Source organism: Granulicella sp. dw_53, assembly GCF_018449545.1.
Taxonomy (GTDB): domain Bacteria; phylum Acidobacteriota; class Terriglobia; order Terriglobales; family Acidobacteriaceae; genus Edaphobacter.
Window position 1 is genome coordinate 139,927 of the sequence record NZ_JAAVUR010000001.1, and the last position, 15,172, is coordinate 155,098.

Below are 15,172 nucleotides of genomic sequence, written 5' to 3' on the forward strand. Positions count from 1 at the left end.
CCATGTTGACGATCTCCAAACCGCTTTCCGCATCGCAGGCGCAGACGTACCACGCCAAGGAGTTCACGTCTGCCGAACAGAATTATTGGAAGCAAGACGATCGGAGTTTGGGCGAGTGGCATGGCAAACTGGCTGAAAAGTTTGACCTTGCCGGGCCCGTGAGCGAGGAACACTTTGCGCGGCTCGCCGACGGCCAACACCCTCATACTGCCGAGCAGCTTGTACGTCATCGCATCGTCCAGGAGTACGAAGGCGCGGATGGGAAGACCGTCGCGCCGGTAGAACATCGTGCCGGTTGGGACGCCACATTCTCCGCGCCCAAGTCGGTTTCACTCACCGCGCTCGTCGGCGGCGATGACCGGGTGCGGGACGCGCACCGGGAAGCGGTGAACGTCGCTTTGAGCGAACTGGAAAGGTACACGCAAGCCCGCATCGGCGGCAACCACGCCGCCGAAACCACCGGCGAGTTCATCGCCGCGAAGTTCGAGCATGACACCGCGCGCCCCGTGGACGGCTACGCCGCGCCGCAGCTCCACACTCACGCCGTCATCTTCAATGTCGCCGTGCGCGACAACGGGCAGACGCGGGCCTTGCAGGAGCGAGGCCTGTTTGAGTCACAGCAGTTTGCGACCGCCGTGTATCAATCGGAACTGACCTATCGCCTCCGCAATCTCGGTTACGAGATTGAACCGGGACGCAGTGGCGCACCGGAGATCAGAGGCTACTCCCAGGAGTATCTTGATGCCTCCAGCCCCCGCAGCCAGCAGATACGCGAGCATCTGGAAAAGACCGGCTATCAGGGGCCGGAGGCCGCACAGATCGCCGCGCACTCTACCCGTGACCGCAAAGAAATTCACTCGCCCGCCGAGGTACTGGCCGCTCATCGGCAGATCGCCGCTGAATTCGGCAACCAGGCCGACCAAGTGGTGAGGGAAGCGCGGAGGCGTGGTCAGGAATATGCGCCCGAGCATGACCGGGAGAGTTCGCAACAGATTGCACGGCAGGCTGTCACCTATGCCCGCGACCGCAGCTTTGAGCGCGAAGCCGTCACCGACGAACGCGAGCTTTACCGCGATGCTTTGCGGCGCGGCATGAGTGAAACAACGTACTCGGAAGTTCGCGCCGGGTTTGAGGCTCGCATTGCCGCCGGGGAGTTCCAGCTTGTGTCCGGCCAGAAACACGACTCAGGCCGGAGCTTCACGACCGCCGAAACGATCCGCGCCGAGCAAGAGATCCTGCGCCGGATGCAACAGGGGCAGGGTCGCGCCGAGCAGATCATGTCCATACAAGCCGCCGTCGCCCATACCGAAAAGCAGCAGCATCTCAATGCCGGACAGCGGTCTGCCGCCGAGGAGATTCTGACCTCGCGCGATGTCGTGCAAGGGCTGGAAGGGAGGGCTGGTGTCGGAAAAACGACCCTTTTGAAATCGGTACGTGAAGCAGCCGAACAACGCGGCTATGTCGTCGAAGGCTTCGCCCCGACATCCCGCGCCGCCAACCAGCTCCGCGACGCCGGGATCGGTGCCGACACCCTACAGGGTTTCCTTGTCCGTCCCGGCCAGCGGAACCCCGACCGTCATCTTTACATGCTCGATGAATCCAGTCTCGCCAGCACGAAACAGGTCCGTGACTTCCTCGCCAAACTCGCATCTAGCGACCGCGTGTTGCTCATCGGAGACACCCGCCAGCATCAGGGCGTCGAAGCGGGCAAGCCCTTCGAGCAGTTGGTCAACGCCGGGATGAAGGCCACCCAGCTTGACCAGATCGTGCGTCAACGCGCCGCCCCGGAGCTGCTGAAAGCGGTCGAGCATCTGTCGCGCGGCGAAGTCGCAGAGGGCGTCGCCCTGTTGGAACAACAGGGGCGCGTTACGGAGATTGCCGATGCACAACAGCGCATCGCGGCGATTGCGCGGAGCTACGCCGCCAACCCGGACAACACCATCGTCGTCTCGCCCGACAACGCCTCGCGCCGTCAGATCAATCAAGCCGTGCGTTCCGAATTGCAGGCCCTTGGCGCAGTCGCTGTAGAAGATCATGCGATGCGCGTGCTCGCGCCGCGTTCCGATATGACTGGAGCCGACCGTACCTGGGCCGCTCGCTATGCGGTGAATGACGTACTCTACTATCCGCGTGGCAGTCAGGACATCGGCATTGAAAAGCAGAGCTATGCGAAGATCATTGCTATCCAACCCAAAGACAATCTGCTGACCGTTCAGAAAGAGGACGGAACAACTACCACTTACAACCCTGCGCGGTTATACGGCGTGACCGTCTACCGCGAGTTGGAACGGGAGTTTGCTGTTGGCGACCGCTTGAGCTTCACCGCGCCGTCAAAAGAGTTGGGCGTTGCCAACCGCGACCTTGGCACCGTGGAACGCATCAACAAATACGGCCAGTTCTCCGTGAAAATGGACAATGGGAAATCCGTCAGCTTTGACGCCAATCGGATGCGGCACTTCGATCATGGCTACGCAGTCACCAGCCACAGTTCCCAGGGACTCACCGCAGATCGGGTGTTGGTTAACGTCGATACCCATACCCATCCCGACCTGATTAGTTCGCGCTTTGCGTACGTGTCCGTCTCACGCGCCAGCCATGATGCTCAAATCTTTACTAACAATGCGGCGTCACTGAGTCGCATTGTTATCCACGATATCAGTAAGACTGCGGCGGTGCAGATTTCTCAATCCGTCGTAGAGCCGGGATTGGAACAAGCGCTCTAACGGTCGATGGGATGAGCCTCCTAGGAGGGGTTTGTAAAGGTCCAGTGTGGCGCATAGTCCCGCATCATTCGACTGCGCAGCAATGTGTCGACTAAAGCATTTCTTGACAGCTCTAAACGTTTACTGCCTTTGCGCGCTCTCGATCCCGCTAGATGTATGATTTCAGCGGGCTACACTGCATCATTCCAGACCGTGGCGACCAGGATCAGCGCCAATTACACTGCGATCCCGGTATATGAAGACAGATGCTTCGCACGCTCTCCGAGCGCCCCGCATCATTTCGATAACAGTCCGTGAAGCTCAACTGGCAGTTGAGAAGGTAATGACTTGCTCGCAATCGCGCTTAAAAGCTGATATACGCGGCTCGTATTTCCGTTTGGGATTTCACCGCCTTCGACCGTGAGGTCTAAACGTTCAGCCCGTTCACACGCTTGTCTTACCGTGGCAGGAGGGTAGTGCTCCTCCTTCAGATTGGTTTTGTTGTACTCGCCGAGAATCCTCCGCAGAGCGGATTCCACCTCCGCCGCATTTCCTAGGGCCGCCACTGCTGCTTCATCCACATGGTGCAACAATAGCCAAAGCTCAAAGCACGGTTTACTGAGTGCAACCTTAACACCTTGATCTGCCGCTTCACGCAAAGCCTGAAGGAAGCCTCTTAGATGAGTCCCTTGAATTACGTGATCTGTGTCCAGCAGCATCCAACGCTCGTCGTCCTCCTCAAAACCGTAGGCCAAAAGGCGTTGCAGAACGTACTGCGCTACGGAACTCCCGTCGTGTGGGGTTGGTATGACGTGAATCTTGACTCGCGTCAGCCGGAAAAAGCTGAAGTATTGCGCTGGAGCATAGGTATCGTCGCAAGCGATGATAAAGAGGCGATCATCTCGAAGGCTGGCGGGGTCTTTATCTCTTGTCGGAATTGGCCTCGGTTGTCGATTAAACAAACTCATGATGTATGCACCGTCTCAGCAAGCAAACGGTCCAGATCACCTAAGAAGGGCACTGCTCCGAAACGACCCTTCAGGTAGTGCTTTCGAATCTCTAGGTCTTTCCGAACATTGAAATCAGTAAGCGAGTAAAGCCGGGTTGCAGAGGTCGAATCTTTCTCGGCAAACCATATCTCGTCGCGCCGCAGAAGATCCAAATCCAATAAGCTCGATTCATGAGTTGTGATGATGACTTGTGCTTGGCATCCACTGCACGATTTCAGATAAAAATTTACGAACTCCCAAACGAGATTAGGGTGCAAACTTCGATCAATCTCGTCGATGAAATATACCTTTGTGCTGGAATGCAAGCCATGAAGTGCTGGCATCAAATTTAAAAGGCGTTTTGTACCGTCAGATTCCTCATTCAATTCAAACGGGACAATCGTGCCCGTTTGACTCTGATGAGCAGCGCGTACCGTGATTCGATAGAAATGATTTTCGCCAGAGCGCTCGATCAACAGTTCGTTTCCTTCAGTGAGTCGGACGAGAGCTGATCCTTCGTCGTCTTCAAGAAGTCCCTTTAGGACCCGCGAAACTAGATCGGGAGGCAACAGACTGCGCAACTCTTCCTCTGTAATTTCCTTTTTCGAGACTTGTAGGTGATCTACGCCAGTGGACACAGATTTCAGGAACGAGCCAGCAAACTCCAGACAATCAGGATTGTCGGCGAGATAGGGGCCAAGCTGGCCAAACGGCACGTTAGGGCCAATTAGTTCGAGCCCTTCTTTGAACCAATGGAGAACGCTCCGCAAATGGTCGCCATAATCCATCTTGTTCAGGGTCACGTTAACTGTTGCCAAGAAGCTCTGGTTTTGGGGACCACCAACAGTCACCAGCGCCGTCAGCTTTTCCCCCAATCCCTTGAGACCGGGAGCCTCAACGGTTACTTGCCCGTCGGCATTCGTAATTCTCTCGTAAATAGTTTTCTCGCGGCCCCCGATCACCTCTGCCAGCCACTCTTCTGTGATTCGCTGGTCGTCGGTTTTGAAGCCGAACCTATACAACTTCTCAGCGGCGATGAATTGCAAATCGAAAGTAGAAGGCTCTTCCGTAGTGCCGGCAAGCCGAAATGGCTCGCGTGCTGTGCCCCTTCCTTTTTCTCTTCGCCCGAGCGCCACCGCCTTGATGTACCGCAAAGCTTTGAACAGATTAGATTTACCAGCGCCATTGGCACCGTACAAGACACCAATCCTCAATACATTTTGATCTGAGTGCGGTATAGAAGCCACATGTTCATCATGTGTTCCAGCCAGCCGGTTGCTGGCAGCCAACGAGAAGGTCTCCTCAGAGTGGAAGGATCGGAAATTGGATATGGAAAGAGAAACGATCATTGAATCACCCCTACGAAACATTCACACTTTAGCACCTCGAACGCCCCATTCTCAACTGCCAGTCGCGTCTTATCTGTGAAAAAATCACAGATGTGCTATACTTCAGTCCTTACCTGCACCTGGGGATCGCGTCGCCAGCGGCACACCAAAGGGGCAAGGCGGAGACGGAGGTATGACGTGTGGAATTATGTAATCTCCCATTTCGACAGGTTTCTCAAAGAGCTGGAGTTGTCACCGGACGATCGGAAAGACGCTGACGGCAAGGCGGAACGAATTGCCCGCTCACTTTTTGCAAAGTATTACCCGAACAAGCTCATCTTCGATTCGAGTTGCTACGTCAAGGTCGGTTCGTATGGGAAGGACTGCGGTTCCAGCAACCATTCCGACCTGGACATGCTCTTTATCCTTCCGTGGGACGTCTACACCCGTATCAACACCGTGTCTGGCAATGGGCAGTCCCAATTGCTCCAGGAACTGAAGGCCCCGCTTCTCGTCACCTTCCCGAGCACACCACTCAAGGCTGACGGCCAAATTGTCAAGGCACCGTTCAAGAGCTATCACGTTGAGGTCGTCCCGGCCTTTCGTATGCTCGATGGCACTTTCCTGACGGCCCATACGTCCGGTATGGGAAGCTGGAAGATCGCAAACCCGGTTGAGGAATATAAACAGCTTCATGCCGCGGACCTCGCCACCCAAGGGAAGGCGAGGCACCTTACAAAAATGCTGAAGGCATGGAAGTACGATTGCAACGTCGAATTGAAGTCTATTTCACTAGAGGTCCTTGCTGTCATTTTCGTGAATCAATGGCAGTTTCGGAGCCAGACAGTCTTTTACTACGATTGGATGGTGCGCGACTTCTTCCAGTTCCTGCTCCTATACGTTGACGGCAGGACACGGGTACCAGGTACTGAAGAGTGGATCGAACTTGGGGATTGCTGGGGAACGAAAGCCCAGTCTGCGTACGCCCGCGCCGTGAAAGCCTGCGAATTCGAGAAAGAAGATAAACCGTACTCGGCCACCCTTGAATGGCAGAAGATCTTCGGTACAACCTTCCAGGGGACGTCAATGTTGCTCGGGGCGTTGTTGCAGGCATGAGTGTCGGTCCGGAGCGCGAATACATCCTCGGCACAGCGCGGGAGCTGTATGGCCGCGTCGTCTACACTCATAAAACTCACGAGCAGGAACGCGAGATTTGGGCAGGTAAGGCTTGCACGATGAACCGCATCAATATCTTGCTTACCGCGCTCACCACAATGTTCGCTGTCGTATCGGCCGTTATCAAGCCCGCATGGGCCCTAATCTTGACGGCTCTGTTCGCTGCGGCCACAGCTGCGTTTGCCCTATATCAATCTGGATTCGATCCCGTAGGAAAGGAAAGTCAACATCGCGTCGCAGCCAAAGAACTGCTATGGATACGCGAACAGTTGCTGCTGCTCATTACTCAGTGCCATATGCCAACTACTGAGACGAAACAGCTTGAACGTGCGCTCGAAATCATAACCCGCGAAGTCACCGCTGTTTACAAATTTGCCCCGAACACCTCTCCACAGGCGTATGCAGCAGCAGATCACATGATCAAACGGGGCCACTTCACCTTCAACGACGATGAGATTGATGCAATGCTGCCGGCGAATCTACGCATAAAGCAACCGTAATTTATCCAACACCAGTTAAAGAGGCGACAGATGGAATTCTCGAGAAAAGAGCAGTTAGCTTCAACTGTGACCGCACTGGACGAACATAGGAAGTTCGCGGACAGCATCAGAAAGGCGCATCAGAATCACTCGGCACAGACAAGCCAGCTTCGAGGTCTATACGAGGAAGTCGACAAACTCACCAAAAGCAAGTCTGTGGTACCTCCGTCCGATCTGCTGGTCGAAGTGGTCAACACGCAGATAGCGGATGCCAAGGCACTCATATTTCGCGATGCTTACCTGGATCGTTTGAAATCCTTCGTGCCTGCTGGCGACAACCCGAGCTATCCGGATATCCTGCTATCGCTTCGAATTCTTCAACAGGCCAGCGAACGTTTTACTTCGATGTTGGAGGTGGAAACCGACAAACATTCCACTACAGGAACTGAGCTTCAGACGATCGCTGCTGCTTTGAGAGTTGCCGAGCAGGATGAGATTGACTTCTATACCGAGGACACCAATGACGAGGAACCAGAGAGTTCCGAGATGGATGAGAATGAGGATTCGGCAAGCGAAGAAGATGATAGTGACGCTACTGATTCGGACGATGCTGAGGACGAAGAAGAGGATTCCGAGCCCGCAGAAGAGGATGTCGACAGCGACGAGAATCAGACGGACGAGTATGACGAGTACATTCGGAAATCTGAGGTGAAAGCAAAGGTCGACGGCCTTATATCAGAAACCTGGTTCAAAAAGTACGATGATGTATTGCTCTTCGATTTTGAGAAACTAGATCGAATTGGTATCCCTTTATACGAGTCCCCGAGAGATGGAATTACATTCGAGCCACATCAAAAATGATCAAAGACTCCAATGTATTCCCACAATTGCGGCAGCTCGAAGTAGATTTCGTCATCCCTCGTCTCGTGGGCGATTTGCCGCTCTGCATCGATCCCTTTCTTCTCTTCAAGAGCCGCGATCCTGAATTACGGACGCTCCATACCAGCATTGTCGAGCACTTTGCGGACGGGGTCAGCGCGATTGCCAAAGCCGACGAGTTAGGGGCCAAATACATCTTAGATTTTCCCGAAGTGGCGGAAATTGGTTTCGGATACGGCGCGAGCGACAAAAGAGGGTCTGGACTAGGCAAGATCCTGACGACTCTTCTGATCGGCTCGCTGAAAGTGTCGCCGGCGATTATGGAGCGTGGCATCAGGCACGTCGAAGAAATGCAGCTAATCTCGCCTGGAATAGGGCCGGATCGAGTAGGCGACATCGCCTCGAACATTCTGAAGGAATACTTGATTCGATATACTCAACGCCAGTGTGAGGTTCATAACCTTACCATTCAGTCGTTAGTCCCTATCAGCCATGTCTACGACTCAACGGAGAGATGTTGGCGCGATGGATATTATGACCTCCCGGTCAATTCTGAGGATGGGAGGGCAATTCTCTTCGTGCCTCGAAGAATAGTTCGACAACTCCCCTGGATTAACTATGACAACTTCGTCAAGACTGAGTTTCGAGCCTATCTGGAAGCTCGGAACAGGACCGGGAGAGTGGCCGGACGCGCGCCCTCAAAGGCTGAAGTGACAACTACAAGCCGCGTAGAGACCGCCATCATCGACGCCTATATTAAGCAACGGGAGCAACAAGCGGCAGCTGCTCAGCCGATCTTACCTCCGCTTGAAAACGGCTCCGCTGGCACAGGAGAGTCTCTATTAGTGCGTTTGGCCGCGATCCCTCCAGGACAGTCGGATGCTACAGCGTATCAGGGGCTTGTCCTCGACATTCTTACATTCGTGTTCTGCCCAGACCTGATCGACGGGCGCCTTGAGGAACGCACGATTGACGGTACCGAACGTAGGGATATTATCTTTACGAATGACTCTGACGCGACTTTCCTCGACTACGTGCGGACGTCCCACGATTCCTTGTTCGTGATGTTCGAGGTCAAGAACACCGACGATCTTACGATGGCCGCTCTGAATCAAGCAGCCACCTATTTAGGCGACAGGATTGGCCGCTTGGGATACATCGTGACCAGGAAACCGCCCGGCGATAACTTGCTTCGGAAACAGATCTCGATATTCAATGATTCGAATCCCCGGAAAGTTTTGCTAATCCTTTCAGATTTTGACCTTGAGGAACTTATCAAGATCAGAATGCAGGATGTCTCCCCCATACCTTGGCTTCAGAGGCACTACAGAAGATTTCGCACTGCTGCTCAATAGTTAGGCTGGTCAAACTCTTCTCCGGAAACTTGAAGGACAGGCCGCGCTGCCTAGACTATTCCACATACGAGAAGACTGAGCCGAGATGATAGAGAAGTGGCAACAACGAATGGTCGCCTGCATGCAGTCCGAGGAGGCGAAGGATGTCCGTGTGGAGGAAGCGCTGGCGATCAAATATGAACACCGTCCTTACAGCGTATTCAAATACCGAGAGATCAACGAGCGGTCGCTTCGCAACTTGGAGAATGATCTCGTCTGGGTGTGTTCTCCAACCGATTACAACGATCCATACGACAGCAGCATTTCGATCACGACCGAGACGCTGACATCGACCATCTTTGAGGCTGGAGTTCAAGAACTGATTTCACAGGGTCTCGGCACAGATTTGGATGCCGATAGGCTTCAGAAACTCTTGACAGGGACAAACCCTGCCGTAGCCCTTCAGGAGGCACTGCTCGGGCAGGATGAAGTGCCACCGGAGTTCTGGCCGCCGTTCATTGCATCATTCGAGGCGCAGGTGCAGGTGTGGAAAGAAGCAGTGAAAGAATCCCTTCCAGGAAGTCACAAAGCTTCACTTAAAGTCTGCTCGTTCAGTGCCACCGCAGAGTCCATCATCATGTGGTCGCACTATGCCGACCAGCACCGCGGCTTCTGTGTCGAATATGACATTCACTCGCTTGCCCCGGACAATCTGTTTGTGCGGATGATGTATCCGGTGATCTATTCCGAGAAACTTTTCGACGCCACCAGCTACTATCTCGCAGCTCTACGAGATCGCCAAGGGTTCAACATGCTGTTTTCCGCGCTCGCCTCACTCTATAAATCGCCCGAGTGGGGCTATGAGAAAGAATGGCGGCTTGTCATTCCCGCAAGTCTGCTCAAGGAATCATCGCCCTGGCGAGTGCCTAAACCGAAGCGCCTGTATCTGGGTTCGCGCATTAACGAAGAACATAGAGAATTGCTCCTCACGATCAGCAGAAAGAGAAACATCGAGATCCATCAGATGCAACTCGCCGATGATTCCTTTCGCCTGAAATCCAAGCTGGTTTCCTAGAACGGCGCTGGCCGCCTCGTGCCCCCTCTTCAACCCTCGCAACTCAAACTGAGGTTATCCTCGGTGCCGTGTCCTCGCCCGGTTTCTCTTGCGACGGACTCGGAAGCCACTGAAACGCACTCACGGTGAAATTCGCGGCGAGCAGTTTTTGCGACATTGAGTGGAGATGAGCGAGTCCGATCAACAGAATACCCACATGATGTCTCGCCATCGCCGTGCAGACATGCTCGACCATCGCGCGCACCCGGTTTTCCTGGTGATCCAACGGTCCGTACTCTCCCATTGAGGGATGGGACGCATCGAAATCGAGCGTCCCGTCGTAGCCTGGATATTGAATGGAGCTTGGGTAGGTCCGATATTGCCGTTCCGGTCCGGTGCCCACATTCTCATAGGTCATGCCCAGTGTCGACACGAACGATGGGCCGCTATTTTCGCTCCATTCCTCCATCAGCATCGTGCCCTGGAATTGCTCCTTCAGGAAATCAAGGCGTATACGCAGATCGGCATTGCCGATGTTGCCGGCAAACTGGCACGAGTGCTCCGTTCCGAGTAAAACCACCCTCTTGTGCGTCTGTTCTCGTACTAGTTCTGCCAGCATTCGTTCTAGCTCCAGCGTGTTCTCATCGAGCTCCGGGGAGGCTCCTGCCAGGGGCAGCGAGTTGCACAGCTCAATATGTTTTCTGAGTTGGTAGATCCTTCGCGCCAAGATCGCGCTGCGTCCTGTCTGTTGTTCGTCCATAGCTCTTCAGCATAGCGACAATACGAAAACATCGAAACCATTTCGATGACGGGGCAGGTCTCCTCCCTGTCGCCAGCCGCATAGCGTCTTTCACAACTCATCCAAGCGGGTCCGTTCCGAGACTGTTATGCGACTCTTTAGTGCCGCGATGGACAGGTATTCAGCCTAAAGATTCGTCGATTCTCGGACCCGCAGAAGGTTTACCTGTAAAACCGTGGCTAATATCTGCTGCCTCTGAGATTTGGAACCAGCAGGCAGAGCCGTCCACGTATGGAAGCTGAATGAAGTGGCAGATCTTGGCGGGAGTCAGGATGGAGACCATGTCCCGCTCTTGCGCTTGATAGTCAGGAGAGAAGTAGCTAAATTAGCGATGCCGGCGATGCGGCTAAACGGAACAATTCGCGGATTGTCGCAAATGACGGGGAAACGCGATACGAGTAGGTGTTGCACGACATCGAGGGAGAGTCTCGATTTCAACAGCTGTTCGCGATTTTGCTCTTTGGTTAACGCTCGTTCATAGGACCGCACTAACATCGAGTTGTAGCGAGCAAACCGACGAGCGTCAACGTCAACGCACGCAAGGTCAACAAAGTTATTTTTGCATTGAAAGTTCCAGATCACATCATTGCGAACGGTGACCACGTCGAACTCGCGCCGATTGATGCGCGTAATATCCTGCACGATAAATCCCTGTCGTATGAGTTCGTTCGCTACTGCCTGCTCGAAAATGAATCCCGCCCGGATTTGAAAAAGTTTGAGCCGGTCAAGAGATCGGGCGCGCCAGTAGTAGAGAAAGCGACTCAGTAGTGTGACTGTAGATCGGTAAACACCGTCGATGAGAACTAGAGGAGCATAGGTTGACAAGCAGGCCATGTAGCCGGTTGAAGTGTTCACGAAGGCAGCCCGCAAGGCCCCCAATAGACCCAGCTCATTCGAGAGGGCATCAAGATCGGCGGGGCTTATTGCAATCCAGAAATCACGGTCGATAAAGTTCCTCGACAACCGACGAACCAGAGCAGCGGCGAGTGCAAAATTTGTGCCCGCAAGATTGAACTCTGCGTAGGCTGCTTCAATGGCGAGGATGTCGTTGCGAAGTTCGGCAGCGGAAAACAGCCGGTCGGGACTCAACGGCTCCCTCGATTTGAGCATTTCAGCACCCGCTGTTGTTATCGGTACGTCGATAATCCGTGCTCGCTCCGGTTCGAGAAAAAGGCTATCGAGCATAGCAATCTCACTCGACTCACACTCGGGAAGCCTGAGCTTGGCTCTGGACACCTTTACGATGAGCGCATTCTGTGCGCCCATCATTTGAATCGCGCTTAGTTCGATGATCGGCAGAAAGATGTTGAGAGTATCGAGAGGCTCGACGATTTGCTTCCCTCGACAGGCATTCGGAAGCATATGCAACAGACCCACGAAATGACGCCTTCGCGATTGGAAATAACCCATCATCGTGCCAACTGTTTGGAAACCTGCTGCTACATTCATGAACCCATGGCTGGCGAACGCTATTGCTATCGACATCCCCTGGATCAGAAGATTGCTGAAGCGATTGCAGAATTGCTCGCCGAACCTCGCCTTAACTCCCTGTAGCACCTGGACAAGACGGCTCGGAATCTGCTGTGACTGAGTGAGTGGAAGCGAGATAAGGTCGCGCTCGAAGTCTTCATCGTTCCAATCAACGGTCATCAAATTGATGCACTCTTCAATCGCGCGTAGCGTATCGAACCACGAGTAGGTGGCTGAGTGTGGCTCGTACGGAGCGAGTGCATCTGCAATCTGCTGCTCTTGGAGAACTATGCGCTCTACGAGCGTCTGTTCTCCTGCGGATGCGGTCAATATGTTTTCGCCCTTGTCCATATCAACTTCCGCCTTTCGAAGGCGATGTTGCTCAACCCGAAGCTGCGAATCATGATCGTTGATCCATATCGGACCAATATACCGCTCTGCCTGCGCCAGTTTGATTACGACAGCCGGGTACGTCGTGCATCTGCTAGTGCAGCCCAGTGGATGGAACACCGTGACACGGGCGTCTGGAACCAGGCGCAGACAAGAACCCTCAAAGAGAACGAGAACTACAGAACCGAGATCAGGAACTTCATTGAAGCCCAGCTCAAGCTTGGCTAAGGTCTCTCGTGTCTACGGGTTTTCGATAGGGTCTACAGGAGGTTTTCGTCGATTGAAGTATGTGTTGTCACATTGAGCGATGGTGTAATCCACTCTCTCAGCTTCGTGCAACGTGTAATTCACCGGATCTGCATCCCGGATATCGAAAAGGACGAAGTTGTGTCCGCCCTTAGACAGCAGACTGTTATATGCCATCCCGTCTACGCCTCCATGACGAAGACGTTCGGCGATGATTTGCGTTGGCACGTAGTTCAGACTACTTTCTTCAGGGCTATACGGCCGGGACATAGCCTCCCCGATTTCTCCCCAGACGACGGCCTCATAGTCTTCAGGCGCCCACGGAATGAGGTGACCTTCAATCGGATCGAATCCCTTCATCCATAGCTTTTTGTCCGAGGTACAGTCTACGATCCGGAGTTCACGGTTCACGTGGAACTGTGAGATGGATATGAGCGCCCCCAGCCACGGGCGCAGCTCCGATGCGGCCGTCTTCGCGGTATCGGCGAGGTACAGATACGCGACTCCTCGTGGGTTGGCTCTTCCATCTCCGACAAGTGCAGGAATGGGCTTCATTCGAGCATCCATCCAGGGAACGTCTACCTCCATCTCTTCGGGTTGCCCCTCGTCCTGTATGCGCACTGTGGCCCCGAGTTGTGCGCGCCAGAGGTGGATATCCTTCGGAATCGTTTTGATGCGCGACTGCGCTGTTTCCTCCACAGCATCTAGGAATGAAGTCACCTCGGTACTGTAAATGTAGCGGCGATCATGCTTCACGCTAGTCACAAAATGTCGGAACGCTTCGGCAGTCTTGAATGGCATCTCTAATTCTCTCGTCGCCACCAGAGTCGGATCTGGCTAGATGTAGTACATAAAAGGCAGAGGAGGAAGATCGGCAACAGGCCGGGTTACAAGCACCTCGCCAATCGCATCCGCAAATTTCAGCGTGATTGGTCTGCCGTCACCGAACCGGCAAGTGTTGTAGTTAAGTTTCGTCAATGCCAGCACATCGGCTAGCACAACCTCGATGTCAGCACTTCCTCTACAGATCTCTATGTTTACCGGTTTAGGAACCTCCATGCCTGGGTAAGTGCGAAGACGCGGAGTCCACCCCTTCGTCCATAAGTAGGCATGCGTTTCATCGACGATGTAGGCCATCCCACGAAGAACCGGCGTGTCCTTTGGGGTGTAGAGCTTAAATGAGCCTTCGTCCTGAATTCTTACGCCGACAACGTTCGTTTCGGATGAGACCGCATCTTGGAATCCCTTCCACTCGTCACTATTGAACCGCGTCTGGCCGTGAATAAAGAGTTCCTTGGGGGGCTGATCGTTGTGCTTCGCTGCATAACTCTTGATTGCTTTTGCGACCAAGTCTTTTGCGGCAGCGCGGCTGAGATGAAATTCGGACGTCTCATTGTTGAACCAATGTCCGTCCGCACCCTTGAAAACAAGCCCGTCACCGGAGTCCAGAAACATCTGTGCGCCACAGGCTGCGGCATTTGCCGTTCCCGAGCTCAAATTACGTTTGAAGACAAGGCCTAGGTACGCGACGCCCTCACGAATGCCTTGAACCTTCCACGGTCTCCCGCCGAGCTTATAGAAGGCTGTAGTACTCACATTCCAGGCGATCTGAGACTGCATCAGCTCGCTGCCTTGTTCACGCGCCGTTGGCCCTTGCGGCCCGACGCTGGCAATCGTGCTCTCACGGATAACCTGTGTCGCGATCTTGTCAGTCAGCAACCTTGCCTTCAGTTGGTTCCGAAAATGCTCTTTATAGGAGTATGGCTCCGCTGCCTGATTCTGCTCCGCGAACAATGACGGGCTGGTCTGCAGCTTCCGCGCGATCCGCGTATTGTCTTTCAGGCTCGATGCGAACTCTCGGCGGGCCTCATGGCGCAGGTTGGCTTCCACGACAGCTAGTGGACGGCAATACTTCTTTACTTCGTCCGGGATGACCACGAACCAGATGTCGGGTTTGGCCTCCTCCTCTCGATGAACGCGGAGGATTGCCTGAACGAATAACTCAACGGTTTGATAGACCCGCTGATGACGATCGTCCTGATAGAGCACCTGACGCAAGTGCTCAGGTTCGATCACAGCCGTCTGAAGCGCCTTCGATTCCCAGGGAATGCGGAATACACTCTCGAAACCAGCGAATGGCGGTCGAGAAGGCATGGACTTCTTCGTCTTGATCGGGTGCCGGATCGCATCGACCCACCGTTCGAAAAGAGAGATTCCTGTCGCGGTCCCGACCACACCAGCGCGCAATCCAAGCGGAGCGGCTGAATCGAGCGGGCCAAACAGAGTGAGACCATCTCTCGGGTCTTCCATCCCTTGGCCGTGCCGA

13 protein-coding genes are annotated in these 15,172 nt (G+C 54.2%); 7 read left to right on the plus strand and 6 right to left on the minus strand.

Annotation, left to right across the window (positions count from 1 at the left end; all coding sequences use genetic code 11):
- The first annotated feature begins 2 nt into the window (after positions 1–2).
- Complete coding sequence (mobF, locus tag HB393_RS00625) at positions 3–2,723, plus strand: MobF family relaxase (RefSeq protein WP_213803212.1); 2,721 nt, start codon at positions 3–5, stop codon at positions 2,721–2,723.
- Positions 2,724–2,998: 275 nt separating this feature from the next.
- Here mobF and HB393_RS00630 read toward each other — a convergent pair whose 3' ends face one another.
- Both HB393_RS00630 and HB393_RS00635 read right to left on the minus strand, forming a co-directional pair.
- Positions 2,999–3,670, minus strand: a complete 672-nt coding sequence (locus HB393_RS00630; RefSeq protein WP_213803213.1) for an RloB family protein — start codon at positions 3,668–3,670, stop codon at positions 2,999–3,001.
- The gene (locus HB393_RS00635) at positions 3,667–4,980 is read right to left on the minus strand and encodes an ATP-binding protein (protein ID WP_345944955.1); all 1,314 of its coding nucleotides are present in this window, start codon (positions 4,978–4,980) and stop codon (positions 3,667–3,669) included. The genes HB393_RS00630 and HB393_RS00635 overlap by 4 nt, the downstream gene beginning before the upstream one ends.
- A 237-nt stretch (positions 4,981–5,217) precedes the next feature.
- Here HB393_RS00635 and HB393_RS00640 point away from each other — a divergent pair, with 237 nt between their 5' ends.
- From HB393_RS00640 to HB393_RS00660, 5 genes are all read left to right on the plus strand, one after another.
- Positions 5,218–6,135: a nucleotidyltransferase gene (locus tag HB393_RS00640; RefSeq protein WP_213803215.1), complete on the plus strand. Its 918-nt coding sequence runs from the start codon at positions 5,218–5,220 to the stop codon at positions 6,133–6,135.
- Positions 6,132–6,695 carry an SLATT domain-containing protein gene (locus HB393_RS00645; protein WP_213803216.1) on the plus strand — a complete coding sequence of 188 codons (564 nt, stop codon included), beginning with the start codon at positions 6,132–6,134 and terminating at the stop codon, positions 6,693–6,695. The genes HB393_RS00640 and HB393_RS00645 overlap by 4 nt, the downstream gene beginning before the upstream one ends.
- Before the next feature lie 30 nt (positions 6,696–6,725).
- The gene (locus HB393_RS00650) at positions 6,726–7,535 is read left to right on the plus strand and encodes a hypothetical protein (protein WP_213803217.1); all 810 of its coding nucleotides are present in this window, start codon (positions 6,726–6,728) and stop codon (positions 7,533–7,535) included.
- Positions 7,532–8,908, plus strand: a complete 1,377-nt coding sequence (locus HB393_RS00655) for a hypothetical protein (protein WP_213803218.1) — start codon at positions 7,532–7,534, stop codon at positions 8,906–8,908. Before HB393_RS00650 ends, HB393_RS00655 begins: the two co-directional genes overlap by 4 nt.
- Before the next feature lie 85 nt (positions 8,909–8,993).
- Entirely contained in the window at positions 8,994–9,962 is a 969-nt protein-coding gene (locus tag HB393_RS00660; protein ID WP_213803219.1) for a DUF2971 domain-containing protein, read from the plus strand.
- Between the two features lie 43 nt (positions 9,963–10,005).
- Here the strand turns inward: HB393_RS00660 and HB393_RS00665 are convergent, their stop codons facing one another.
- Both HB393_RS00665 and HB393_RS00670 read right to left on the minus strand, forming a co-directional pair.
- Positions 10,006–10,701 (minus strand): hypothetical protein, encoded by a 696-nt coding sequence (locus HB393_RS00665; protein WP_213803220.1) that lies wholly within the window; start codon positions 10,699–10,701, stop codon positions 10,006–10,008.
- Positions 10,702–11,007: 306 nt separating this feature from the next.
- The gene (locus HB393_RS00670; protein ID WP_213803221.1) at positions 11,008–12,561 is read right to left on the minus strand and encodes a hypothetical protein; all 1,554 of its coding nucleotides are present in this window, start codon (positions 12,559–12,561) and stop codon (positions 11,008–11,010) included.
- Positions 12,562–12,585: 24 nt separating this feature from the next.
- Between HB393_RS00670 and HB393_RS00675 the strand changes: the two genes are divergently transcribed.
- Entirely contained in the window at positions 12,586–12,828 is a 243-nt protein-coding gene (locus tag HB393_RS00675; RefSeq protein ID WP_213803222.1) for a hypothetical protein, read from the plus strand.
- Between the two features lie 12 nt (positions 12,829–12,840).
- Here the strand turns inward: HB393_RS00675 and HB393_RS00680 are convergent, their stop codons facing one another.
- Both HB393_RS00680 and HB393_RS00685 read right to left on the minus strand, forming a co-directional pair.
- The gene (locus HB393_RS00680; RefSeq protein WP_213803223.1) at positions 12,841–13,647 is read right to left on the minus strand and encodes an RES family NAD+ phosphorylase; all 807 of its coding nucleotides are present in this window, start codon (positions 13,645–13,647) and stop codon (positions 12,841–12,843) included.
- Between the two features lie 36 nt (positions 13,648–13,683).
- Positions 13,684–15,156 carry a hypothetical protein gene (locus tag HB393_RS00685; protein ID WP_213803224.1) on the minus strand — a complete coding sequence of 491 codons (1,473 nt, stop codon included), beginning with the start codon at positions 15,154–15,156 and terminating at the stop codon, positions 13,684–13,686.
- Positions 15,157–15,172 lie beyond the last annotated feature (16 nt).

Excerpts from the sequence above, each read along its gene's own strand:
- mobF (WP_213803212.1), top strand. The coding sequence starts at position 3 with ATGTTGACGATCTCCAAACCGCTTTCCGCATCGCAGGCGCAGACGTAC.
- HB393_RS00630 (WP_213803213.1), bottom strand. The coding sequence starts at position 3,670 with ATGAGTTTGTTTAATCGACAACCGAGGCCAATTCCGACAAGAGATAAA.
- HB393_RS00645 (WP_213803216.1), top strand. The coding sequence starts at position 6,132 with ATGAGTGTCGGTCCGGAGCGCGAATACATCCTCGGCACAGCGCGGGAG.
- HB393_RS00650 (WP_213803217.1), top strand. The coding sequence starts at position 6,726 with ATGGAATTCTCGAGAAAAGAGCAGTTAGCTTCAACTGTGACCGCACTG.
- HB393_RS00655 (WP_213803218.1), top strand. The coding sequence starts at position 7,532 with ATGATCAAAGACTCCAATGTATTCCCACAATTGCGGCAGCTCGAAGTA.
- HB393_RS00660 (WP_213803219.1), top strand. The coding sequence starts at position 8,994 with ATGATAGAGAAGTGGCAACAACGAATGGTCGCCTGCATGCAGTCCGAG.
- HB393_RS00665 (WP_213803220.1), bottom strand. The coding sequence starts at position 10,701 with ATGGACGAACAACAGACAGGACGCAGCGCGATCTTGGCGCGAAGGATC.
- HB393_RS00670 (WP_213803221.1), bottom strand. The coding sequence starts at position 12,561 with ATGGACAAGGGCGAAAACATATTGACCGCATCCGCAGGAGAACAGACG.
- HB393_RS00675 (WP_213803222.1), top strand. The coding sequence starts at position 12,586 with ATGTTGCTCAACCCGAAGCTGCGAATCATGATCGTTGATCCATATCGG.
- HB393_RS00680 (WP_213803223.1), bottom strand. The coding sequence starts at position 13,647 with ATGCCATTCAAGACTGCCGAAGCGTTCCGACATTTTGTGACTAGCGTG.
- HB393_RS00685 (WP_213803224.1), bottom strand. The coding sequence starts at position 15,156 with ATGGAAGACCCGAGAGATGGTCTCACTCTGTTTGGCCCGCTCGATTCA.